This window comes from Snodgrassella sp. W8158 (assembly GCF_016100435.1).
GTDB lineage: Bacteria > Pseudomonadota > Gammaproteobacteria > Burkholderiales > Neisseriaceae > Snodgrassella > Snodgrassella alvi.
Genome location: NZ_JACFSM010000002.1, coordinates 140,106 through 156,962 on the forward strand (window position 1 = coordinate 140,106; position 16,857 = coordinate 156,962).

15 protein-coding genes and 2 pseudogenes are annotated in these 16,857 nt (G+C 45.4%); 8 read left to right on the plus strand and 9 right to left on the minus strand.

The annotated features are described in order from the left end of the window. Nucleotides 1-275: 275 nt before the first annotated feature. A pseudogene (locus H3V11_RS05225) lies at nt 276-680 on the plus strand (IS91 family transposase); the annotation flags it as partial. A 106-nt stretch (nt 681-786) separates the two neighbouring features. Here the strand turns inward: H3V11_RS05225 and H3V11_RS05230 are convergent. From H3V11_RS05230 to repC, 4 genes and pseudogenes are all read right to left on the minus strand, one after another. Beyond that, on the minus strand, nt 787-1,623 hold the full coding sequence (locus H3V11_RS05230; protein ID WP_000480968.1) for an aminoglycoside O-phosphotransferase APH(6)-Id: 837 nt from the start codon (nt 1,621-1,623) through the stop codon (nt 787-789). After that, entirely contained in the window at nt 1,623-2,426 is an 804-nt protein-coding gene (aph(3'')-Ib, locus tag H3V11_RS05235) for an aminoglycoside O-phosphotransferase APH(3'')-Ib (protein WP_001082319.1), read from the minus strand. The genes H3V11_RS05230 and aph(3'')-Ib overlap by 1 nt, the downstream gene beginning before the upstream one ends. A gap of 60 nt (nt 2,427-2,486) precedes the next feature. After that, nucleotides 2,487-3,302, minus strand: a complete 816-nt coding sequence (gene sul2 / locus H3V11_RS05240) for a sulfonamide-resistant dihydropteroate synthase Sul2 (RefSeq protein WP_001043260.1) — start codon at nt 3,300-3,302, stop codon at nt 2,487-2,489. A gap of 307 nt (nt 3,303-3,609) precedes the next feature. After that, nucleotides 3,610-3,762 (minus strand): annotated as a pseudogene (gene repC, locus H3V11_RS05245) (replication protein C, IncQ-type); the annotation flags it as partial. A gap of 68 nt (nt 3,763-3,830) precedes the next feature. Here repC and H3V11_RS05250 point away from each other — a divergent pair. Beyond that, nucleotides 3,831-4,970, plus strand: a complete 1,140-nt coding sequence (locus H3V11_RS05250; RefSeq protein ID WP_198185759.1) for an MFS transporter — start codon at nt 3,831-3,833, stop codon at nt 4,968-4,970. Nucleotides 4,971-5,208: 238 nt separating this feature from the next. Next, on the plus strand, nt 5,209-5,778 hold the full coding sequence (locus H3V11_RS05255; RefSeq protein WP_078475083.1) for a TetR/AcrR family transcriptional regulator: 570 nt from the start codon (nt 5,209-5,211) through the stop codon (nt 5,776-5,778). 203 nt (nt 5,779-5,981) lie between these two features. Here the strand turns inward: H3V11_RS05255 and glp are convergent, their stop codons facing one another. Genes glp through H3V11_RS05275 form a run of 4 tightly spaced genes read right to left on the minus strand, consistent with a single transcriptional unit; the run spans nt 5,982 to nt 8,482 of the window. Further along, entirely contained in the window at nt 5,982-7,172 is a 1,191-nt protein-coding gene (gene glp / locus H3V11_RS05260; RefSeq protein ID WP_198206708.1) for a gephyrin-like molybdotransferase Glp, read from the minus strand. After that, the gene (gene mobA / locus H3V11_RS05265; protein ID WP_180296325.1) at nt 7,169-7,780 is read right to left on the minus strand and encodes a molybdenum cofactor guanylyltransferase; all 612 of its coding nucleotides are present in this window, start codon (nt 7,778-7,780) and stop codon (nt 7,169-7,171) included. Before mobA ends, glp begins: the two co-directional genes overlap by 4 nt. After that, nucleotides 7,771-8,232 carry a molybdenum cofactor biosynthesis protein MoaE gene (locus H3V11_RS05270; protein WP_100125227.1) on the minus strand — a complete coding sequence of 154 codons (462 nt, stop codon included), beginning with the start codon at nt 8,230-8,232 and terminating at the stop codon, nt 7,771-7,773. Before H3V11_RS05270 ends, mobA begins: the two co-directional genes overlap by 10 nt. A 1-nt stretch (nt 8,233) precedes the next feature. Beyond that, a complete protein-coding gene (locus H3V11_RS05275) occupies nt 8,234-8,482 on the minus strand; it encodes a MoaD/ThiS family protein (RefSeq protein ID WP_025330251.1) in 249 nt (82 codons plus the stop codon). A gap of 186 nt (nt 8,483-8,668) precedes the next feature. On the opposite strand from H3V11_RS05275, the gene moaA reads away from it, so the two are divergent. Then, the gene (gene moaA, locus H3V11_RS05280) at nt 8,669-9,643 is read left to right on the plus strand and encodes a GTP 3',8-cyclase MoaA (RefSeq protein ID WP_198206707.1); all 975 of its coding nucleotides are present in this window, start codon (nt 8,669-8,671) and stop codon (nt 9,641-9,643) included. A 71-nt stretch (nt 9,644-9,714) separates the two neighbouring features. Here the strand turns inward: moaA and H3V11_RS05285 are convergent, their stop codons facing one another. Next, the gene (locus H3V11_RS05285) at nt 9,715-11,358 is read right to left on the minus strand and encodes a lactate permease LctP family transporter (RefSeq protein ID WP_078475079.1); all 1,644 of its coding nucleotides are present in this window, start codon (nt 11,356-11,358) and stop codon (nt 9,715-9,717) included. 622 nt (nt 11,359-11,980) lie between these two features. Between H3V11_RS05285 and H3V11_RS05290 the strand changes: the two genes are divergently transcribed. The 4 genes from H3V11_RS05290 to H3V11_RS05305 all read left to right on the plus strand — a co-directional run bounded on the left by H3V11_RS05290 (nt 11,981) and on the right by H3V11_RS05305 (nt 16,798). Continuing rightward, on the plus strand, nt 11,981-13,597 hold the full coding sequence (locus tag H3V11_RS05290; RefSeq protein ID WP_370570172.1) for an inorganic phosphate transporter: 1,617 nt from the start codon (nt 11,981-11,983) through the stop codon (nt 13,595-13,597). Between the two features lie 176 nt (nt 13,598-13,773). Next, a complete protein-coding gene (locus H3V11_RS05295; protein ID WP_084551814.1) occupies nt 13,774-14,919 on the plus strand; it encodes a polyamine ABC transporter substrate-binding protein in 1,146 nt (381 codons plus the stop codon). A gap of 455 nt (nt 14,920-15,374) precedes the next feature. Next, the gene (gene surE, locus H3V11_RS05300; protein ID WP_198223770.1) at nt 15,375-16,127 is read left to right on the plus strand and encodes a 5'/3'-nucleotidase SurE; all 753 of its coding nucleotides are present in this window, start codon (nt 15,375-15,377) and stop codon (nt 16,125-16,127) included. Further along, the gene (locus H3V11_RS05305; protein ID WP_037393534.1) at nt 16,121-16,798 is read left to right on the plus strand and encodes a protein-L-isoaspartate(D-aspartate) O-methyltransferase; all 678 of its coding nucleotides are present in this window, start codon (nt 16,121-16,123) and stop codon (nt 16,796-16,798) included. The genes surE and H3V11_RS05305 overlap by 7 nt, the downstream gene beginning before the upstream one ends. Nucleotides 16,799-16,857 lie beyond the last annotated feature (59 nt).

Consider the following 16,857-nt stretch of genomic DNA (forward strand, 5'->3'; position numbering starts at 1 on the left):
AATACCAACTTATGGCTTGGTTCAAGTAGTAATCCTGGTAATGTACATGGTGTTAGAGTTAATATTGAGCCGTTCAATTCAAATGTTTATATTGATATTTTATATCAACATGACCTTTGTAATGCTAATAGTGTACACACATTTTCAGAAAGTTTGATTAGAGCTTTAAATATGTTGATTCTATAAAGTTGATTATAAATGACTGACAAGGGGATCGTTGAAAGATTTGTTGTTAATATACGTAATGTAAACACAGTATTGCAAGGACGCGGAACATGCCTCATGTGGCGGCCAGGACGGCCAGCCGGGATCGGGATACTGGTCGTTACCAGAGCCACCGACCCGAGCAAACCCTTCTCTATCAGATCGTTGACGAGTATTACCCGGCATTCGCTGCGCTTATGGCAGAGCAGGGAAAGGAATTGCCGGGCTATGTGCAACGGGAATTTGAAGAATTTCTCCAATGCGGGCGGCTGGAGCATGGCTTTCTACGGGTTCGCTGCGAGTCTTGCCACGCCGAGCACCTGGTCGCTTTCAGCTGTAAGCGTCGCGGTTTCTGCCCGAGCTGTGGGGCGCGGCGGATGGCCGAAAGTGCCGCCTTGCTGGTTGATGAAGTACTGCCTGAACAACCCATGCGTCAGTGGGTGTTGAGCTTCCCGTTTCAGCTGCGTTTCCTGTTTGGGGTCGTTTGCGGGAAGGGGCGGAATCCTACGCTAAGGCTTTGGCCAGCGATATTCTCCGGTGAGATTGATGTGTTCCCAGGGGATAGGAGAAGTCGCTTGATATCTAGTATGACGTCTGTCGCACCTGCTTGATCGCGGCCGCGATAGCTAGATCGCGTTGCTCCTCTTCTCCATCCGCGTTCCAAGCTGCGGAAAGGCACCCATAAGCGTACGCCTGGTCGAGCAGGCGACGCGGATCGACGTCCAGCGCACGAGAGAATGCGTCCGCCATCTGTGCAATGCGTCTAGGATCGAGACAAAGGTCGTCTCTGTCAGCCGGATCGTAGAACATATTGGCGGCGCCAAAGCCCACTTCACCGACCAGACCGACGGGATCTATCACCAGCCAGCCGCGACTGGAGAACATGATGTTTTCATGATGCAGATCGCCATGTAGCCCACGCAGTTCCGAGGCATTGCTCATCATTTGATCGGCTATAATCGCCGCGTGGACGTAGTCAGTTTGACAACCTGCGTTTTGATCATCGCGCGCCCGCTGAAACAAAGCTGCAAAGCGATCCCGGATCGGGAGAAGGGCAGAAGGCAGGGGTTCCTCAGATGCGGCATACAGCTTCGCCATTAGTTCCGCTGCAATTTCGGTCGCCTGGTAGTCGCCGTGCTCGGCAACGATGTGAGAGAGCATTCGCTCCCCGGCATATTCGAGCAACATCAGATTGTTCTCACGACCGAGCAACCGGACTGCTCCCCTCCCATTGCGCCATACCAGATAGTCGGCCCCGCGCAGTTCATCAGCAATGTCTTCTATAGGTTTCAATCCCTTGACGATTGCAGGAGTCCCGTCTGGCAATGAAACTTTCCAAACGAGGCTGGAAAAGGTGTCCGCAATGAGAACAGGTTGCGAAACGTGCCAATGAGCAGGAAAAACAGGCGGCATGAACATCAACCCCAAGTCAGAGGGTCCAATCGCAGATAGAAGGCAAGGCGTTCGCGGTCGGGGGCTTCGATCCCCAATACATTGAATAGGACAGCGAAGGCGCGCTCTGCTTCATCTGGCGCTGCCCAGTTCTCTTCGGCGTTAGCAATCATGAGTGCCAAATCGGCATAGCGATCTGCTGTTCCGAGCCGCCCAAGGTCGATCAGACCCGTGCATTGAAGAGTTTTAGGGTCCACCATGAAGTTCGGCATGCAGGGATCACCATGGCAAACAACCATATCGGTGCGCTCTTGGTCGAGCCGCACCGGTAGCTCTCGTTCGACACGAGCCAAAAGATCGAGCTGCGGCGTACTCTTGTCCTCGTCCGGTAAGAAGTCGGGATTGACGGCATTGCGGGACACCACATCAACGGCGCGTCCGAACATTCGCGACAGCCTGCGCTCAAACGGACATTGATCAACCGATAGGCTGTGAACAGCGCCAAGTTGCTGCCCCATTGACGGCCACGCTTTGAGCAAATCCGCTCCAGACAGATCAGCCGCCGGTACTCCCGGAATTGCCGTTATCACCAAGCATGCACCCTCCTGTTCCTCCTGCCAGTTGATGACCTCGGGGCAAGCCACACCTCGACCTTTGAGCCAAATGAGGCGGTCACGCTCTCCAGCGAGCTCACCGCGGCGGGAAGCAGGTGCGATTTTCGCGAAGGCATGCCCGTCACCACGTCGAAAAACAAAATCACCAGATTCTCCGCCTCTGACAGGCAACCAGTCAGAATGCGATTCACCAAAAAAAATATTAGTTCGATTCAATGGAGGTTCCTTCAGTTTTCTGATGAAGCGCGAATATAGAGAAATATCCCGAATGTGCAGTTAACGAATTCTTGCGGTTTCTTTCAGCGCCGCCAATACCGCCAGCCCGTCGCGCAAGGGGCGCGGCTCGTGTGTGCGGATGAAGTCAGCTCCACCTGCGGCGGCGGCAAGCTCTGCAGCGAGTGTCGCGGCCCCGACATCCCCCGGACCACGGCCTGTGAGCGCGCGCAGAAAGGATTTGCGCGAAACAGACAGAAGCACCGGCAAATCGAAGCGCAGCCGCAATTCATCGAACCGCGCCAGCACCGAGAGCGAGGTTTCGGGAGCAGCCCCCAGAAAAAACCCCATGCCGGGATCAAGGACAAGGCGGTTGCGTTTGATACCGGCACCCGTCAGCGCCGCGATGCGCGCGTCAAAGAACGCCGCAATGTGATCCATGATGTCGCCAGCGGGTGCCTCGCGCCGATCTGCCTGCCCGTCTTGCACCGAATGCATAACGACGAGTTTGGCAGATGATTTCGCCAATTGCGGATAGAACGCAGCGTCTGGAAAACCGCGAATATCATTGAGATAGGCCACACCACGCGACAAGGCATAGGCTTGCGTCGCGGGTTGATAACTGTCGAGCGAGACGGGAATGCCATCTGCCTTGAGCGCGTCCAGCACCGGCGCGATACGCGCGATTTCTGTGTCGGACGAAACAGGCGCGGCGTCGGGATTGCTGGATGCCGGACCGAGGTCGATCACATCTGCCCCCTCGGCCATCAGCTTACGCGCCTGCGCAATGGCTGCGTCTGGCGCCAGATACCGGCCTCCATCGGAGAAACTGTCCGAGGTTATGTTGACGATGCCGAAAATGATGAGCGATTTATTCATGGGGGCTTCTATAATAATAATAATCGAGCATGAGTCTCATACGGATGCTCGGGTCGAAAGGGAATCCCCAGGCGAGTAACCTGTTTGCGGTGATCCATTAGCTGCAGGAGCAGAATAGCATACATCTGGAAGCAAAGCCAGGAAAGCGGCCTATGGAGCTGTGCGGCAGCGCTCAGTAGGCAATTTTTCAAAATATTGTTAAGCCTTTTCTGAGCATGGTATTTTTCATGGTATTACCAATTAGCAGGAAAATAAGCCATTGAATATAAAAGATAAAAATGTCTTGTTTACAATAGAGTGGGGGGGGTCAGCCTGCCGCCTTGGGCCGGGTGATGTCGTACTTGCCCGCCGCGAACTCGGTTACCGTCCAGCCCAGCGCGACCAGCTCCGGCAACGCCTCGCGCACCCGCTGGCGGCGCTTGCGCATGGTCGAACCACTGGCCTCTGACGGCCAGACATATTAATATTTAGTTTACTAATTATTTTAAATATGAAATTATCAAATAAACGGGATTCGATTATAAATTCATGAAAAATTATTTTGTTCTTGTTTTAGTCGGATTTGCTGGTTTTATCTCCGCCGCAGATAATTGGGTTGCTTCACTTCTTTTACCTGACATATCTGAAGATTTCGGTATTTCAATTTCTCAAGTAAGTATAGTTTTAACTGCCTATTTAATTCCATATGGGGTACTTCAACCTGTCTATGGTTATTATAGCGATCGGTATGGTAGAAAAAAAATACTATTACTACTCATGCTTTGCTTATCAATCTCCACTCTATTGTGTTCGATAGCGCCCAATATTGCTCTACTTACTGTATGTCGATTTATCACAGGGTTATTTGCAGCAGGGATTATTGCAGTTTCATTAGGGATTTTAGGAGAGTTATACGAAAAAGAAATTTTAACTAAATTTGTTGGAATTTTTCTTGGTTTAATATTTTTAGGCCAGGGATTAAGTTCAGCAGTTGGTGGGTGGTTAATTGAAATAAGCAATTGGAGAAATATATTTATATTATTTTCAATATTATCCTTATTGTCATTTTTTTCCATCTTTTGCTTACCTTCAAGTGGCTATATAAATACAAAAAAATCGGCATTTATCAAAGCTATTTGTTCATTACTAGCACAGAATACATTACGTAAAATTTACTTTCTTGCATTCTGTAATGGTTTTATTGTGCTTGGGACATATTCTTATATTGGTGCTTATTTTTCAACTTCTCTTAGTGTTGATTATAGATATGTCGGTATTGGTCTTATGTTATTTGGTATTATTTGCTTTATGACGGGGTTTCTTAATAGATTTTTTTTGAAAAATATTGCAAATAGGAAAGTATTAATATCAGGGTTTTTTTGTTCGGTAATCTTGTTACTTATGCTCATGTGCCATAACATACTTCTGACTTATTTCGCAACAATGTTTCTTGGAATGGGATATATTTTAGTTCAATCAATTCTTGCGAGTAGAGCGCTTGAGCTTGCGTTAAATGATAAAGGTCTATCATCAGGTATAATTGGTGTCGCCATTTTTGGCGGAGGGGGGATTGGTACTTACCTGGGAAGTTTGGTATTAGATGTTTCTGAATATCAAATGCTATTTTTATTATTTCTTTGTTTAATTGCGGTTCCGCTTTTGATTTCTATGTGTAGCAAGGATGTTTAAAGTTAATTTATTCAACTAGAATTGGATTCTAGTAACAATGTAATGATGGATGTCGGTATGGTTACATTGAATCCTTTAATAGTCAATCCATGAGTGAATTTTGAATTTATCGTTTTATTTATTCTAATAACATAACTGTTTCTATCGAATTTTAGTAAACTTATTACATTGAAATCTAAATTAATTTCGGAAAAATTGTTAATTAGCTTATAAAAACTTTCTTTGACAGAGAATATTGATGGCTAAATTATCTCCAAAAAAAGAACAAATACTGACTACTGCCGCGCGGTTGCTGGCGACACGGGGCGGGGTGAATTTCAGTATGCGGATAGTGGCAGATGAAATGGGAATACGGCTAAGTAATCTGCAATATTATTTCCCTACGCTGGAAAAACTCTTTAGCGCGCTGGTTGAAAATATGCTGCTACTGGTTGAGCGGAAAATAAATCTTGCGCTAAAAAGTGATGCTGAAACGATGAGTGTACTGATAGATATCATTTGCTCAGAACTTGATGATGTTTACAATTGTCAGTTAATGTGGGAAATCTGGGCACTATCTGAACGAACCACAGAAGCTCATCATGCTATTGATTTGTTTTATCAGGAATATTTAAAAAAAATAGCTTGTTTCGTCCAATCACAGAATACTTTACTCAATAATGATGAAATACAGCGGCGTGCATTAATCATTGTTAGCTTGCTCGAAGGTATATGGGTGGTTGCGGGGAAAAAACGCTCAGGCATTGAGTTGGATACAATTAAGGCAGATTTACTGCATACGATTAATCTGATTATCAGCAGCACCTGATCACGATGCGCAATATATTTATAAAACAAATTGAGCAGTAATTTAAACCAAATATAGTCGGCCATTAGCAAATTGAAATTCTGCTCAGGTTATCAGATTATTTGGCTAATCAGATAATAAAATCAGAAAAATCCTGATTATATGAAAGCCGGAAAAAGCTCTCTTGCTCTTTCCGGCCTTATTTTTGCTGAATAATTTATTTTTTATATCGGATAAACTGTCAGCCACTGTCCCTGCTGAATATCAGTTTGTGCGGGAATATCGATTAATACCTGTGCATTCACGCAACCGGAAAGCATATGTGAACCCTGTTTATTTAATGGAATAACCTCCGGACCATTATTGGTAAAGCGCAAGGTTCCGCGCAGGAATTCGCGTCGTTTTTGCCGGTTCGGGTTTATGCTGAAAGCAGCTTTGGCCTGATAGCATTCGGGTAGTGCTTGCAGAATATGACGCCCGGCGGCTGTTTGCAGTGCCGGTAGTCCAAGCAGTTTGAAGGTAACAAAGCTGGCTACCGGATTGCCGGGCAGAAGCATGACGCGGCATTCACCGATACAGCCCCAGCCAAAGGGTTTACCCGGTTTTATCGCCAGTTTCCAGTGTTCTATACTGCCTAATTGTTGCAGTGCCGGTTTAACCAGATCACGATCACCTACAGAAGCACCACCGGAAATAATAATGCTGTGGCTGCTGGTGGCGGCTTTGGAAAGGGTTTCGGTGATGATATCGAGATTATCCGGCAGAATACCGCCGTCAATGATTTCAATAAATGTGTAAGTTTGAAGACAGGCCAGCAACATGGGGCGATTACTATCATATATCTGATGTTGCTGTAACTGGCTATTGCCGCTTACCAGTTCATCACCGGTGGTAAATACGCTTACACGCAGTTTTTGGTAAACCTGTAGTTCACTGAATCCCTGTGAGGCGGCCAGTCCGATTGCCTGAGCATTAAGTAATGCACCTTTTTCCAGTAAAGTTGCCCCTTGTTTCAGCTCTTCGCCCTGACGGCGAATGTTTTCATTGGCAACGGGTGTGCTGGTGCAGCTGAGGGTGAGTCCTTCAACGCAGGTGTTCTCCTGCATAATTACTGCATCAGTATTTACCGGAATTCCGGCACCAGTGTAGATACGCATAGCCTGACCGTGTTGCAGGGTTAGCTGTCGTGTATCTCCTGCTGCGGCTGTATCGGTTAGTTGCCATTCAGAGCAATCGAGTCCGCATATCGCATAGCCGTCCATAGCGCTGTTGTCGAATGCGGGAGAGTCTGTAGTAGCTATAATGCTTTGGGCGAGAATACGCCCGGCAGCCTGATTAAGCGGTACGGTTTCAGTATCGACTATGCGGCTTGCCTGTTGCAACAGGGCTTCCTGCCCTTGGTAAAAATCCATCATAAGGTTGTTTCTCCGCTGCGCATGCTGGTAAACATTGCGCTGCTGTTATAGTTGGTAAACGGAATATTGTCGGCAAAGGTAACGATAGCATGCCGGTATGGCAGAATGACGGAGCGGATACTGTGTTTGCCAGTGCTGTTAAGCTGTTGCCGGATATGTTTTAAGTGACGCCGCCGCATCTGACAAACGACAGGGTGCAGAGTGAAAGAATCTGCGGCGCAAACAATATCAAGTTCAGGCTGGCCGGATAGTTTCTGATACAAACCGGCAATGATATCGGTGTTGAGTAATGGCAGGTCACACGGTACTATTTGCAGATATTCAATAGCTTCCGGTAAATGTTGTGCAGCACTGATGATACCGGCAAGTGGTCCCATCCCGCTATAGGCCGGTAGATCAGAATATACGGGATAGCCGTATTTTTCTATTCGGGCAATATCCCGGTTGGCACTGATAATAATGTGCTCGCTGCAGTGACCAAGCTGATGCAGAATATGTTCCAGCAATGGCTGACCATTTAGTGTGAGTAGGGCTTTATTGGCACCACCTACACGGGTACCGAGTCCGCCGGCCAGAATAATCAGCCCGAGATTTGCATTTATTCCCATGACTGTGTGCGTAGCTGGTCTGTATGTTTCATTTCTACCCAGTGCTGCTGACCATTGGCAAAACATTCTTTTTTCCAGAATGGTGCTTCGGTTTTGAGGTAGTCCATAATAAAATGATTGGCCTGATAAGCATGTTCGCGATGGCCGCTGGCAGTAAGTACCAGTACTATTTGTGCGCCTACTGGTAATTCACCCACACGATGAATGACGCAGGCGTAGGGTAAAGACCAGCGTTCGCCGGCACGGGTGATGATTTTGCTGATTTCCTGCTCGGTTACTTCCGGCATATGAGTGAGATACAGATGACTCAGTGGTTGCTGCGGGTTATCGTTGCCGCGCACTTTACCAATAAAACTGACTACAGCTCCGCAATCCGGCGCATTTTTTTCAGCCAGTGCCAGCTCATGACTGAGGTTGAAGTCTTCTGTCTGTATTTGTATGCGTGTCTGCATTTTAACCTCCGGTTACTGGTGGTAGCAGTGCGATGCTGTCTCCGTCTCTAATGGCTGTGTTGCCATGCTGAATAATATTATTTACAGCAATTTTATATACTTTTCCCTCGGCCAGTACCTCGGAGAACGGTATTCCGCGCTGCCGCAGATAGGCGAGCAGGGTATTGCTGTCATCAAAACTGCATGCAAGCTCTTCCTGTGCCATGCCCAGTTCTTCGGCAAAGCGTGCCAGATAAATAACCGTAATCATGATAAAGACATAGTTAAACCAATAATCGTTTATTATGCCGTGTTTTTTCTTTTTATGGCAGATAGCTGCTGCTAATGCTATTGGATTTAAGTAATAATTTAGGATAAAATGCCGTTCTTTTCTTAATTATTCCAATCATTTGCCTTATTCTGAAATTTTTTCTGATAACAGGCTTTTACCTATCTCATGCTGATTGACCGCTTCAACAGACGTATTGATTATTTACGAATTTCGGTAACGGATAAATGTGATTTGCGCTGTACTTATTGTATTCCGCAGGGATTTACAGAGTTTGAAAAACCGGTCAACTGGCTGTCGTTTGCTGAGATTGAGCGTGTTGCCGGCGCATTTGCCCGTATGGGCGTGTCACGTTTCCGTTTAACCGGCGGCGAACCGTTACTGCGCAAAAATCTGCCCGATCTGGTAGCACGGCTGGCGGCATTGCCCGGGGTTTCAGATTTGTCGTTAACCACCAATGGCACGCAACTGGACAGGTTTGCATATGATTTACGCAAAGCGGGACTAAACCGGCTGAATGTGAGTCTGGATTCACTGCGGCGTGAATGTGTACAGGAGATTTCCGGTAAGGATAGCTTTGATAAGGTAATAAATAGTCTTCAGACGGCACGCGATGCAGGCTTTGAGCAGATTAAAATTAATATGGTGCCGCTGCCGGGGGTTAATACCGGTGATATAGAGGATATGGTGGCGTTCTGTATTACCAATGGCTTTATTCTGCGCCTGATTGAAGTAATGCCGATGGGTGTAAGCGCCCGCGGACTGGATTATTTTAATTTACTGGAACTGATTGAAAATCTGCGCCCGAAATATCAGTTGCATGAAAGTAAACGTGTCTATGGCGGCGGGCCGGCTAAATACTGGGAAAGTGCGGATGGCCGTTTTACTTTAGGACTGATTACACCACGTTCCCAGCATTTCTGTGCCACCTGTAACCGGGTACGTATGTCTGTTGATGGGACATTGTATTTGTGTCTGGGGCAGGAGCAGAGTATGGCATTAAAACCTTTATTAATGGCAAATTGTTCTGATGTTCTGCTGGAGCAGGCAATTCAGCAGGCAGTGGATTTGAAACCGGAAAAACATGAATTCAATGAAAAACCGGATAAAATTGTGCGCATTATGGCCAAAACCGGTGGTTAGTATCCTGGTTATTGCTGTTACCGGAAACCAAAAGCCCGCTCAGGAGAGCGGGCTTTTGGTTTAGAAATAAATCAGAACAGGATGAGTGTCCACGGTAACAGATAAGTTTGTACGACGGTAAATAAGCCGGCGATTACACAGAAAAGCAGGCTATGACGTACAGTAAAGCGGAACAGATCTGATTCTTTACCAGCCAGACCTACAGCAGCGCAGGCAATGGCAATAGACTGCGGTGAAATCATTTTACCGGTTACACCACCAACTGAGTTAACTGCTACAGCCAGTACCGGATCCATACCTACCTGCATAGCAGTATTAGCCTGCAGGGCGCCAAACAGAGCATTGGCAGAAGTATCTGAACCGGTGAGGAAAACGCCTACCCAGCCAAGGAATGGTGAGAAAAACGGAAATGCTTTGCCGGTATCAGCCAGCGCCAGAGCCAGTGTGGAGGAAAGACCGGAATAATTAACCACGTATGCAAAAGCCAGTACCAATCCGATAGACAGTACCGGATAGCGTAAGTCGTACAGAGTATGTTTGAATGTGTCGACAGCCAGACGTGGTTTTATTTTTAATAGCAATATGGAAATAATGGCAGCCAGTAATATGGATGTGCCTACTGCTCCTAACAGATTAAGTTTAAATTCGGCTGCGATAGGGGTGTTTTCCGTTACGATAGGTGCGGTTTTAATCACCAGATTATCAAGCCACGGCCATTGAATTTTAATCAGGCTGAATGAGTTAAACCATTCTTGCAGCGGTTTGATTGTCCAGACCGCAACACAAATGGTCAGAATAATGAAAGGCGACCAGGCCAGGGCAATTTGTTTGGCGCAGTATTCTGAAGTACTGCGTTGTTTTTCAGGCTGCTGCATGCCGCTGAACGTAAATATCTGTTTCGGCTGCCAGACCCGAAGAAACAGTGCCAGACACACCATACTAACCAGGGCAGATGTAACATCCGGCAATTCAGGCCCGACAAAATTGGCTGTGATGAACTGGGTAGCGGCAAAAGAAACACCGGAAACCAGTAAAGCAGGCCATGTCTGACGAATACCGCGCATCCCGTCCATGATGAATATCAGATAAAACGGAATAACGACAGACATCATAGGTAACTGCCGGCCGGCAAGCTGGCCGATATGAAACGGATCAATACCTGATACTTGTCCGCCAACCAGAATCGGAATGCCCAGTGCGCCGAATGCTACTGGTGCGGTATCGGCAATCAGACACAGTCCGGCTGCATATAATGGTTTGAAACCAAGACCTACGAGTAGTGCTGCACTGATGGCAACAGGTGCACCAAATCCGGCTGCACCTTCCAGAAAAGAACCAAAGCAAAAACCAATCAGCAGCAATTGCAAACGCTGATCTTTAGTAATGGACAGAATAGATGAGCGAATGATGTCAAACTGTCCGCTTTTAACCGTAAGATTATAGAGAAAAACTGCGGTAATAATAATCCAGGCAATTGGCCACAGACCATAAAAGAAACCATACAAGGCAGAGGACAGGGCGAGAGCGACCGGCATTTTATATGCGGCAACAGCCACGATAATTGACAGAATCAGCGTAATGGCTCCGGCAACGTGGCCTTTCATGCGTAAAACGGTGAGTGCTGCAAAAAAAAATATGATAGGTAAAAGGGCTGCCAGCAATGTGAGATAAATGCTGTTGCCTAATGCCGAGTAACTTTGTACCCATTGGTGCATATATTTCTCCTCAATGTATGAGTCTGTGTGTGATAAGTTGATTGGTATGTGCGTTTTTGAACATGCTGAGTACTATTAATTTTTTTAATGCTAACTAACACATAATGCCTTGCAGGCTGTTACTTTAAAAAATAAAAATGTTAACGTCAATGTTTGTATTTTATATTTTAATCTTTGTAATTAAAGCCGATGCGGCTGAATAAGTTTTTTTTATGCTCAATCAGAAGATAAATTTGTGATAATAATATGTTAATTATTTATTTTATTAGATTTTAGTATCTGAGAAAGCAGATTATTTTTAATTATGGGCTGGTTTGATCAGGTGATTTATAACTATATTGTTAATTTGATGTATGCTAGTGATAGCAGAGTTTAATTACTGTCTGTATACTGATACAGCAGAATAATAGATGTACAGTAATTGATTACTGTGCGGCAAGAATAATATGAATATTGTGCTGGCGCAGAAATGCAGCTGTTTGTATACCGATTGTCTTTTATCAGCCAAATTTAGGTAATAAGGAGAATTCCAGCACTGGCAATAAAATTGTGTTTGTCACAAAACTGTCATGTTGGTCTTTTACAATAAGTCAGGGTAATTCCTAAAATTAGGGAGAAAGCTGTGTCTGCTTCGTCTGCGGCTTCGTCGTCTGGGGCAATTATGTCTGTATCTAGTAAAACCAGTAAAGTAAGTAAAATTTTATTCCTGCTGATACTAATGGGCGGTCTGGTCTATGCCGGCGTTTGTATTTATCATGATTTGCAGGGAATTCCCACTTCTTCATTGCTGGTATATGCCTTATTAACAGTAGCCCTTCTGATTGCGCTGGCGTTTGAGTTTGTGAATGGTTTTCATGACACCGCTAATGCAGTGGCCAGTGTTATCTATACGCGTTCGCTTAAACCCAATACTGCGGTAATCTGGTCTGGAACGTTCAATTTTCTCGGGGTGATGCTGTCTACCGGCGCCGTGGCTTATGGAGTGATTTCTTTACTGCCAGTAGAGCTGATTCTGCATATGGGCAGTGATGTTGGCTACGCGATGATTTTTGCTTTGCTCTCAGCAGCCATTATCTGGAATCTGAGCACTTGGTGGCTTGGCTTACCGGCTTCCAGCTCGCATACCCTGATTGGCTCAATCATCGGTGTAGGGGTGGCTAATCAGCTGATGTCGGCACATCAGGGAACCAGCGGCGTAAGCTGGAATCAGGTAATTAATGTTGGTGAATCGTTATTATTTTCGCCGTTACTCGGTTTTATTCTGGCTGCTTTACTGTTAATTCTGTCTAAAAAATTATTGCGTATCCCTGCTTTATATAAAGCACCGGAAAATGATATACCACCACCCTGGCCAATTCGTCTGCTGCTGATTTTTACCTGTACTACAGTAAGTTTTGCCCATGGCTCAAATGACGGACAAAAGGGTATGGGTCTGATTATGCTGATTCTGATTGGTACCGTGCCCATGGCGTATGCTCTTAACCATACTGTACCCAAGGAAGAATGGGCAAAATTTTCAGCTCATTCAGTGGCTGCACAGAAAACCATCCATGATTTGCTGCCAGCGGGCTTCGTGTTGCAACAAGGTACAGATGTGCGGGCACAGGTAACGGCTTTAGTGGAAAATAAACAGGGTACGCCGGAACAACTGGACGCACTGGCACAGTTGGTAGAAATTGTGGCGCATGATGTGAGTAAAAGCGACAGTCTGCGTAATTTACCGCCTGAACAGGTAGGTAATATCCGCAACGATATGTATCTGGTGTCTGAATCAATGACCTTGTTGCAAAAAAATGCCCTGGTTCATCAATACAGTCTTAATCAGGTACAGATGGACAGTTTAAAGACATATCACACGTCAATTGATCATGCCACTAAGTATATTCCGGTTTGGGTAAAGGTACTGGTTGCACTGGCACTCGGACTGGGTACACTGGTTGGCTGGAAACGGATTGTGGTAACAGTGGGTGAAAAAATTGGCAAAACCCATTTGTCCTATGCACAGGGTGCTTCTGCGGAACTAGTAACGGCGGCGCTGATTTTTGCTGCCGATCGCTTTGGTCTGCCAGTAAGCACTACACATGTACTGACTTCCGGTATAGCCGGTACGATGGCTGCCAATAAAAGTGGTCTGCAAAAATCCACAATTCGTAATCTGGTGATGGCATGGGTACTTACTCTGCCGGTTTCCATTCTGCTGGCCGGAGGCTTATTCTGGTTTTTTCGGATGATTTTCTGAGTATGTATTACTATTTGTGTTCTGAGTGGTTACAAACTCTGTAATAATTTGCCAAATGCTCTTGCATGGTACGGTATTTCACAGTTTAATGTCGGTTTAGTGGTGGCTGTGCTGGTGCACGTCATAGATACTTGCTTCCTCCCGTTATAACGGGGCATACAAATTGGAAATCGTGTATGAAAAAATTACTGGTATTGTCAGCCATCGTAAGCTTGCTGATAGTTGCCTGCTCGGATGCCGGTACAGCAAATAAAGATGCTGCTTCCAATACTTCCAATAACGGAGTCATGAATCCGACTGACCAGCTTAATATCTATAACTGGTCTGACTATGTTGACCCTGATACAGTAAAAAATTTTGAAAAAGAAAATAATATCAAGGTTCGTTACGATTATTATGATAGTAACGAAACATTGGAGGCCAAAATTCTGATTGGTCGTTCCGGCTATGATCTGGTTGTACCATCTATTGCCAATGTCGGTCGGGAAATTAAAGCCGGTGCTTACCGGCCGGTAGATAAAAGCCAGCTGTCCTATTACAATAATATCGACCCGAATCTGTTGAAAATGATGGATAAGGTAGATCCGGGTAATAAATATGCAGTGCCTTATTTCTGGGGTATTAATACTATCGGTATCAATACCGCTATGGTAGAGAAAGCACTTGATGGCAAATTACCGGATAATCTCTGGGATCTGGTATTTAATCCGGAATATACGCATAAGCTGAAAAATTGCGGTATTTCTCTGTTTGACAGCCCTACAGAGCTGTATCCGCTGGCTTTGCATTATTTAGGTAAAGATCCGAACAGCAGTGAACCGGATGATATCCGTGCTGCAACCAATCTGATTAAATCTGTACGTAATGATGTGAAACGTTTTAGCTCATCAGGCTATATTGATGATATGGCTCGCGGTGATCTATGTGTGGCTACCGGTTACGGTGGTGATTTAAACATCGCTAAAAAACGTGCTGAGGATGCCAAAAGTGGCGTGCATTTACAGGTGCTGGCACCGAAAGAAGGGGTTGGAATCTGGGTTGATTCGTTTATGATTCCTAAAGATGCCCAGAATGTAGCCAATGCTCTGAAATACATCAATTACACACTCGAACCTAAAGTTGCAGCGAAAAACGGTAATTATGTGACTTTTGCACCAGCCAGCAAACCGGCACGGGCACTGATGAGAAGTGAAATTGGTAGCGACCCCAGCATATTTCCCACTCAGGAAGTACTGGATAAAAGTTTTATCGTATCACCGAAATCACAGGATGCTGTGCGTCTGGCTGTGCGTCTGTTCCAGCAGGTAAAAGCAGGGCAGTAGCTGTTTGATATACGCGCACGCAGGTTTCAATAAAAAACGAATCGTTCCGGTTCGTTTTTTATTTAGGATGATTAGTTTATCTTGGAGAATTATCGGAACATAACACTCTTTGTAAGGGTGTAGTAGGCTGATAATGGCAGAATCGTTATAGATATTAGCTGTCAGAATATGGGTAAACACTTATAATCAGAGGCTACAGCACCAGTTCTGATTGTTGAAGGTCAGACAAAATTTGAGAGTGAATATCAGCATATTTTCATATAGCAGATAGTAAATCAATGAAATTATCAGTCATTATCGGAAGTAATGGTTTTTTTATTCATTTAAAATAAAAGTTTGTTCTGAAATTTTTACGTTTAATCTTTAATCTGACCGGCTGCTCATGGCCGGATAAAAAGTGTAAAGGGCAGCAGCGTTAGCAGAATAAAGGTTTTAAAGTTTTAAATTGGATGGTTATGAAAATTTTAATTTGTAATGATGACGGTTATTTATCAGATGGGATCGCTTTACTGGCACAGGTAGCATCTAAATTTGCTGAAATAAGAGTTGTTGCTCCGGAAAGTGATCAGAGCGGCGTAAGCAATTCATTTACTCTGAGCCGGCCTCTGTCGATTAAAAAAGCTGCAAACGGATTTTATTATGTTAATGGCACACCAACCGACTGTATCCATGTAGCTATGCATACCATGACTGACTTTAAACCTGATTTGGTTTTGTCCGGTATTAATCATGGTGCCAATATGGGTGATGATGTGCTGTATTCCGGTACAGTGGCTGCGGCTACTGAAGCTTTTCTGATGGGTATACCCGCACTGGCATTTTCAATTAATGATCGCAGCGGTGAGTATTGGGCAACGGCTGAAAAAGCCGTCATGACTATTCTGGAAAAAGTATGTGTACAGCCGCCGGCTGAACCGGTTTTATGGAATGTTAATATTCCGGCTGTAAAAGCAGAATCAGTGCAGGGCTATCGTGTGGCTAAACTGGGGCGCCGACACCATGATCAGTGTATCGTGCCGTATAGCAGTCCTCGCGGCGAAACTCTGTATTGGATTGGTGGCGTAGGTGCCGCTGATACTCGCTGGCAGGAAACCGATTTTAGTGATAACGAAGCAGGTTTTATTACCATTACGCCATTATCGCTGGACTTAACTAATTATCAGCAAATGGGTGCAGTCAGTACATTTTTACACGACATACAATGGTGACAGAAGTGGGACAGGGCGTAAGCTGGACCGGATATGAATTCCGGCGTGCACGAATGGTAGAACGGCTGAAACAGATGGGTATTACCCGTGCTGAAGTATTGTCTGCTATGTCTGCTGTGCCCCGGCATGTATTCGTTGAAGAGGCTTTGCGCTCTCATGCTTATGATGATATGTCTCTGCCGCTGGGTTTAGGGCAAACTATTTCCCAGCCATATACGGTCGCAGTCATGACGCAGTTATTGTTTGCCAGACGGCCAATACAAAATAATCTGCGGATACTGGAAATCGGTACTGGTTGCGGTTATCAGACAGCTATTTTACAGGCACTGGGTTTACGTGAAATTTACTCAATAGAGCGTTTGCGTCCGTTACATGAGCGTGCCAAACAGAATTTACGTGCAGTACGTTTACTGGCTCATGCACGGCTGGTCTGTGGAGATGGTTATCTGGGTTTGCCGCAGGAAGCACCTTTTGATGGCATTATACTGACAGCTGCGCCGAAAGAGGTACCTTTGCCTTTATTACAGCAACTTTCAATTGGCGGACGTATGGTTTTACCTTTGGATGAAGGCGGGGTGCAGTTTTTATGGGTAATCGACAAAACTGCTGAAGGTTTTCAGGAAACCTGTGTGCAACAGACTTTATTTGTACCATTGGTAAATGATAATTAAACCAAAGGCATTCTGTCATTTTATTTTGCCGGTTTATGTAACTACTTGAATTTAGACAT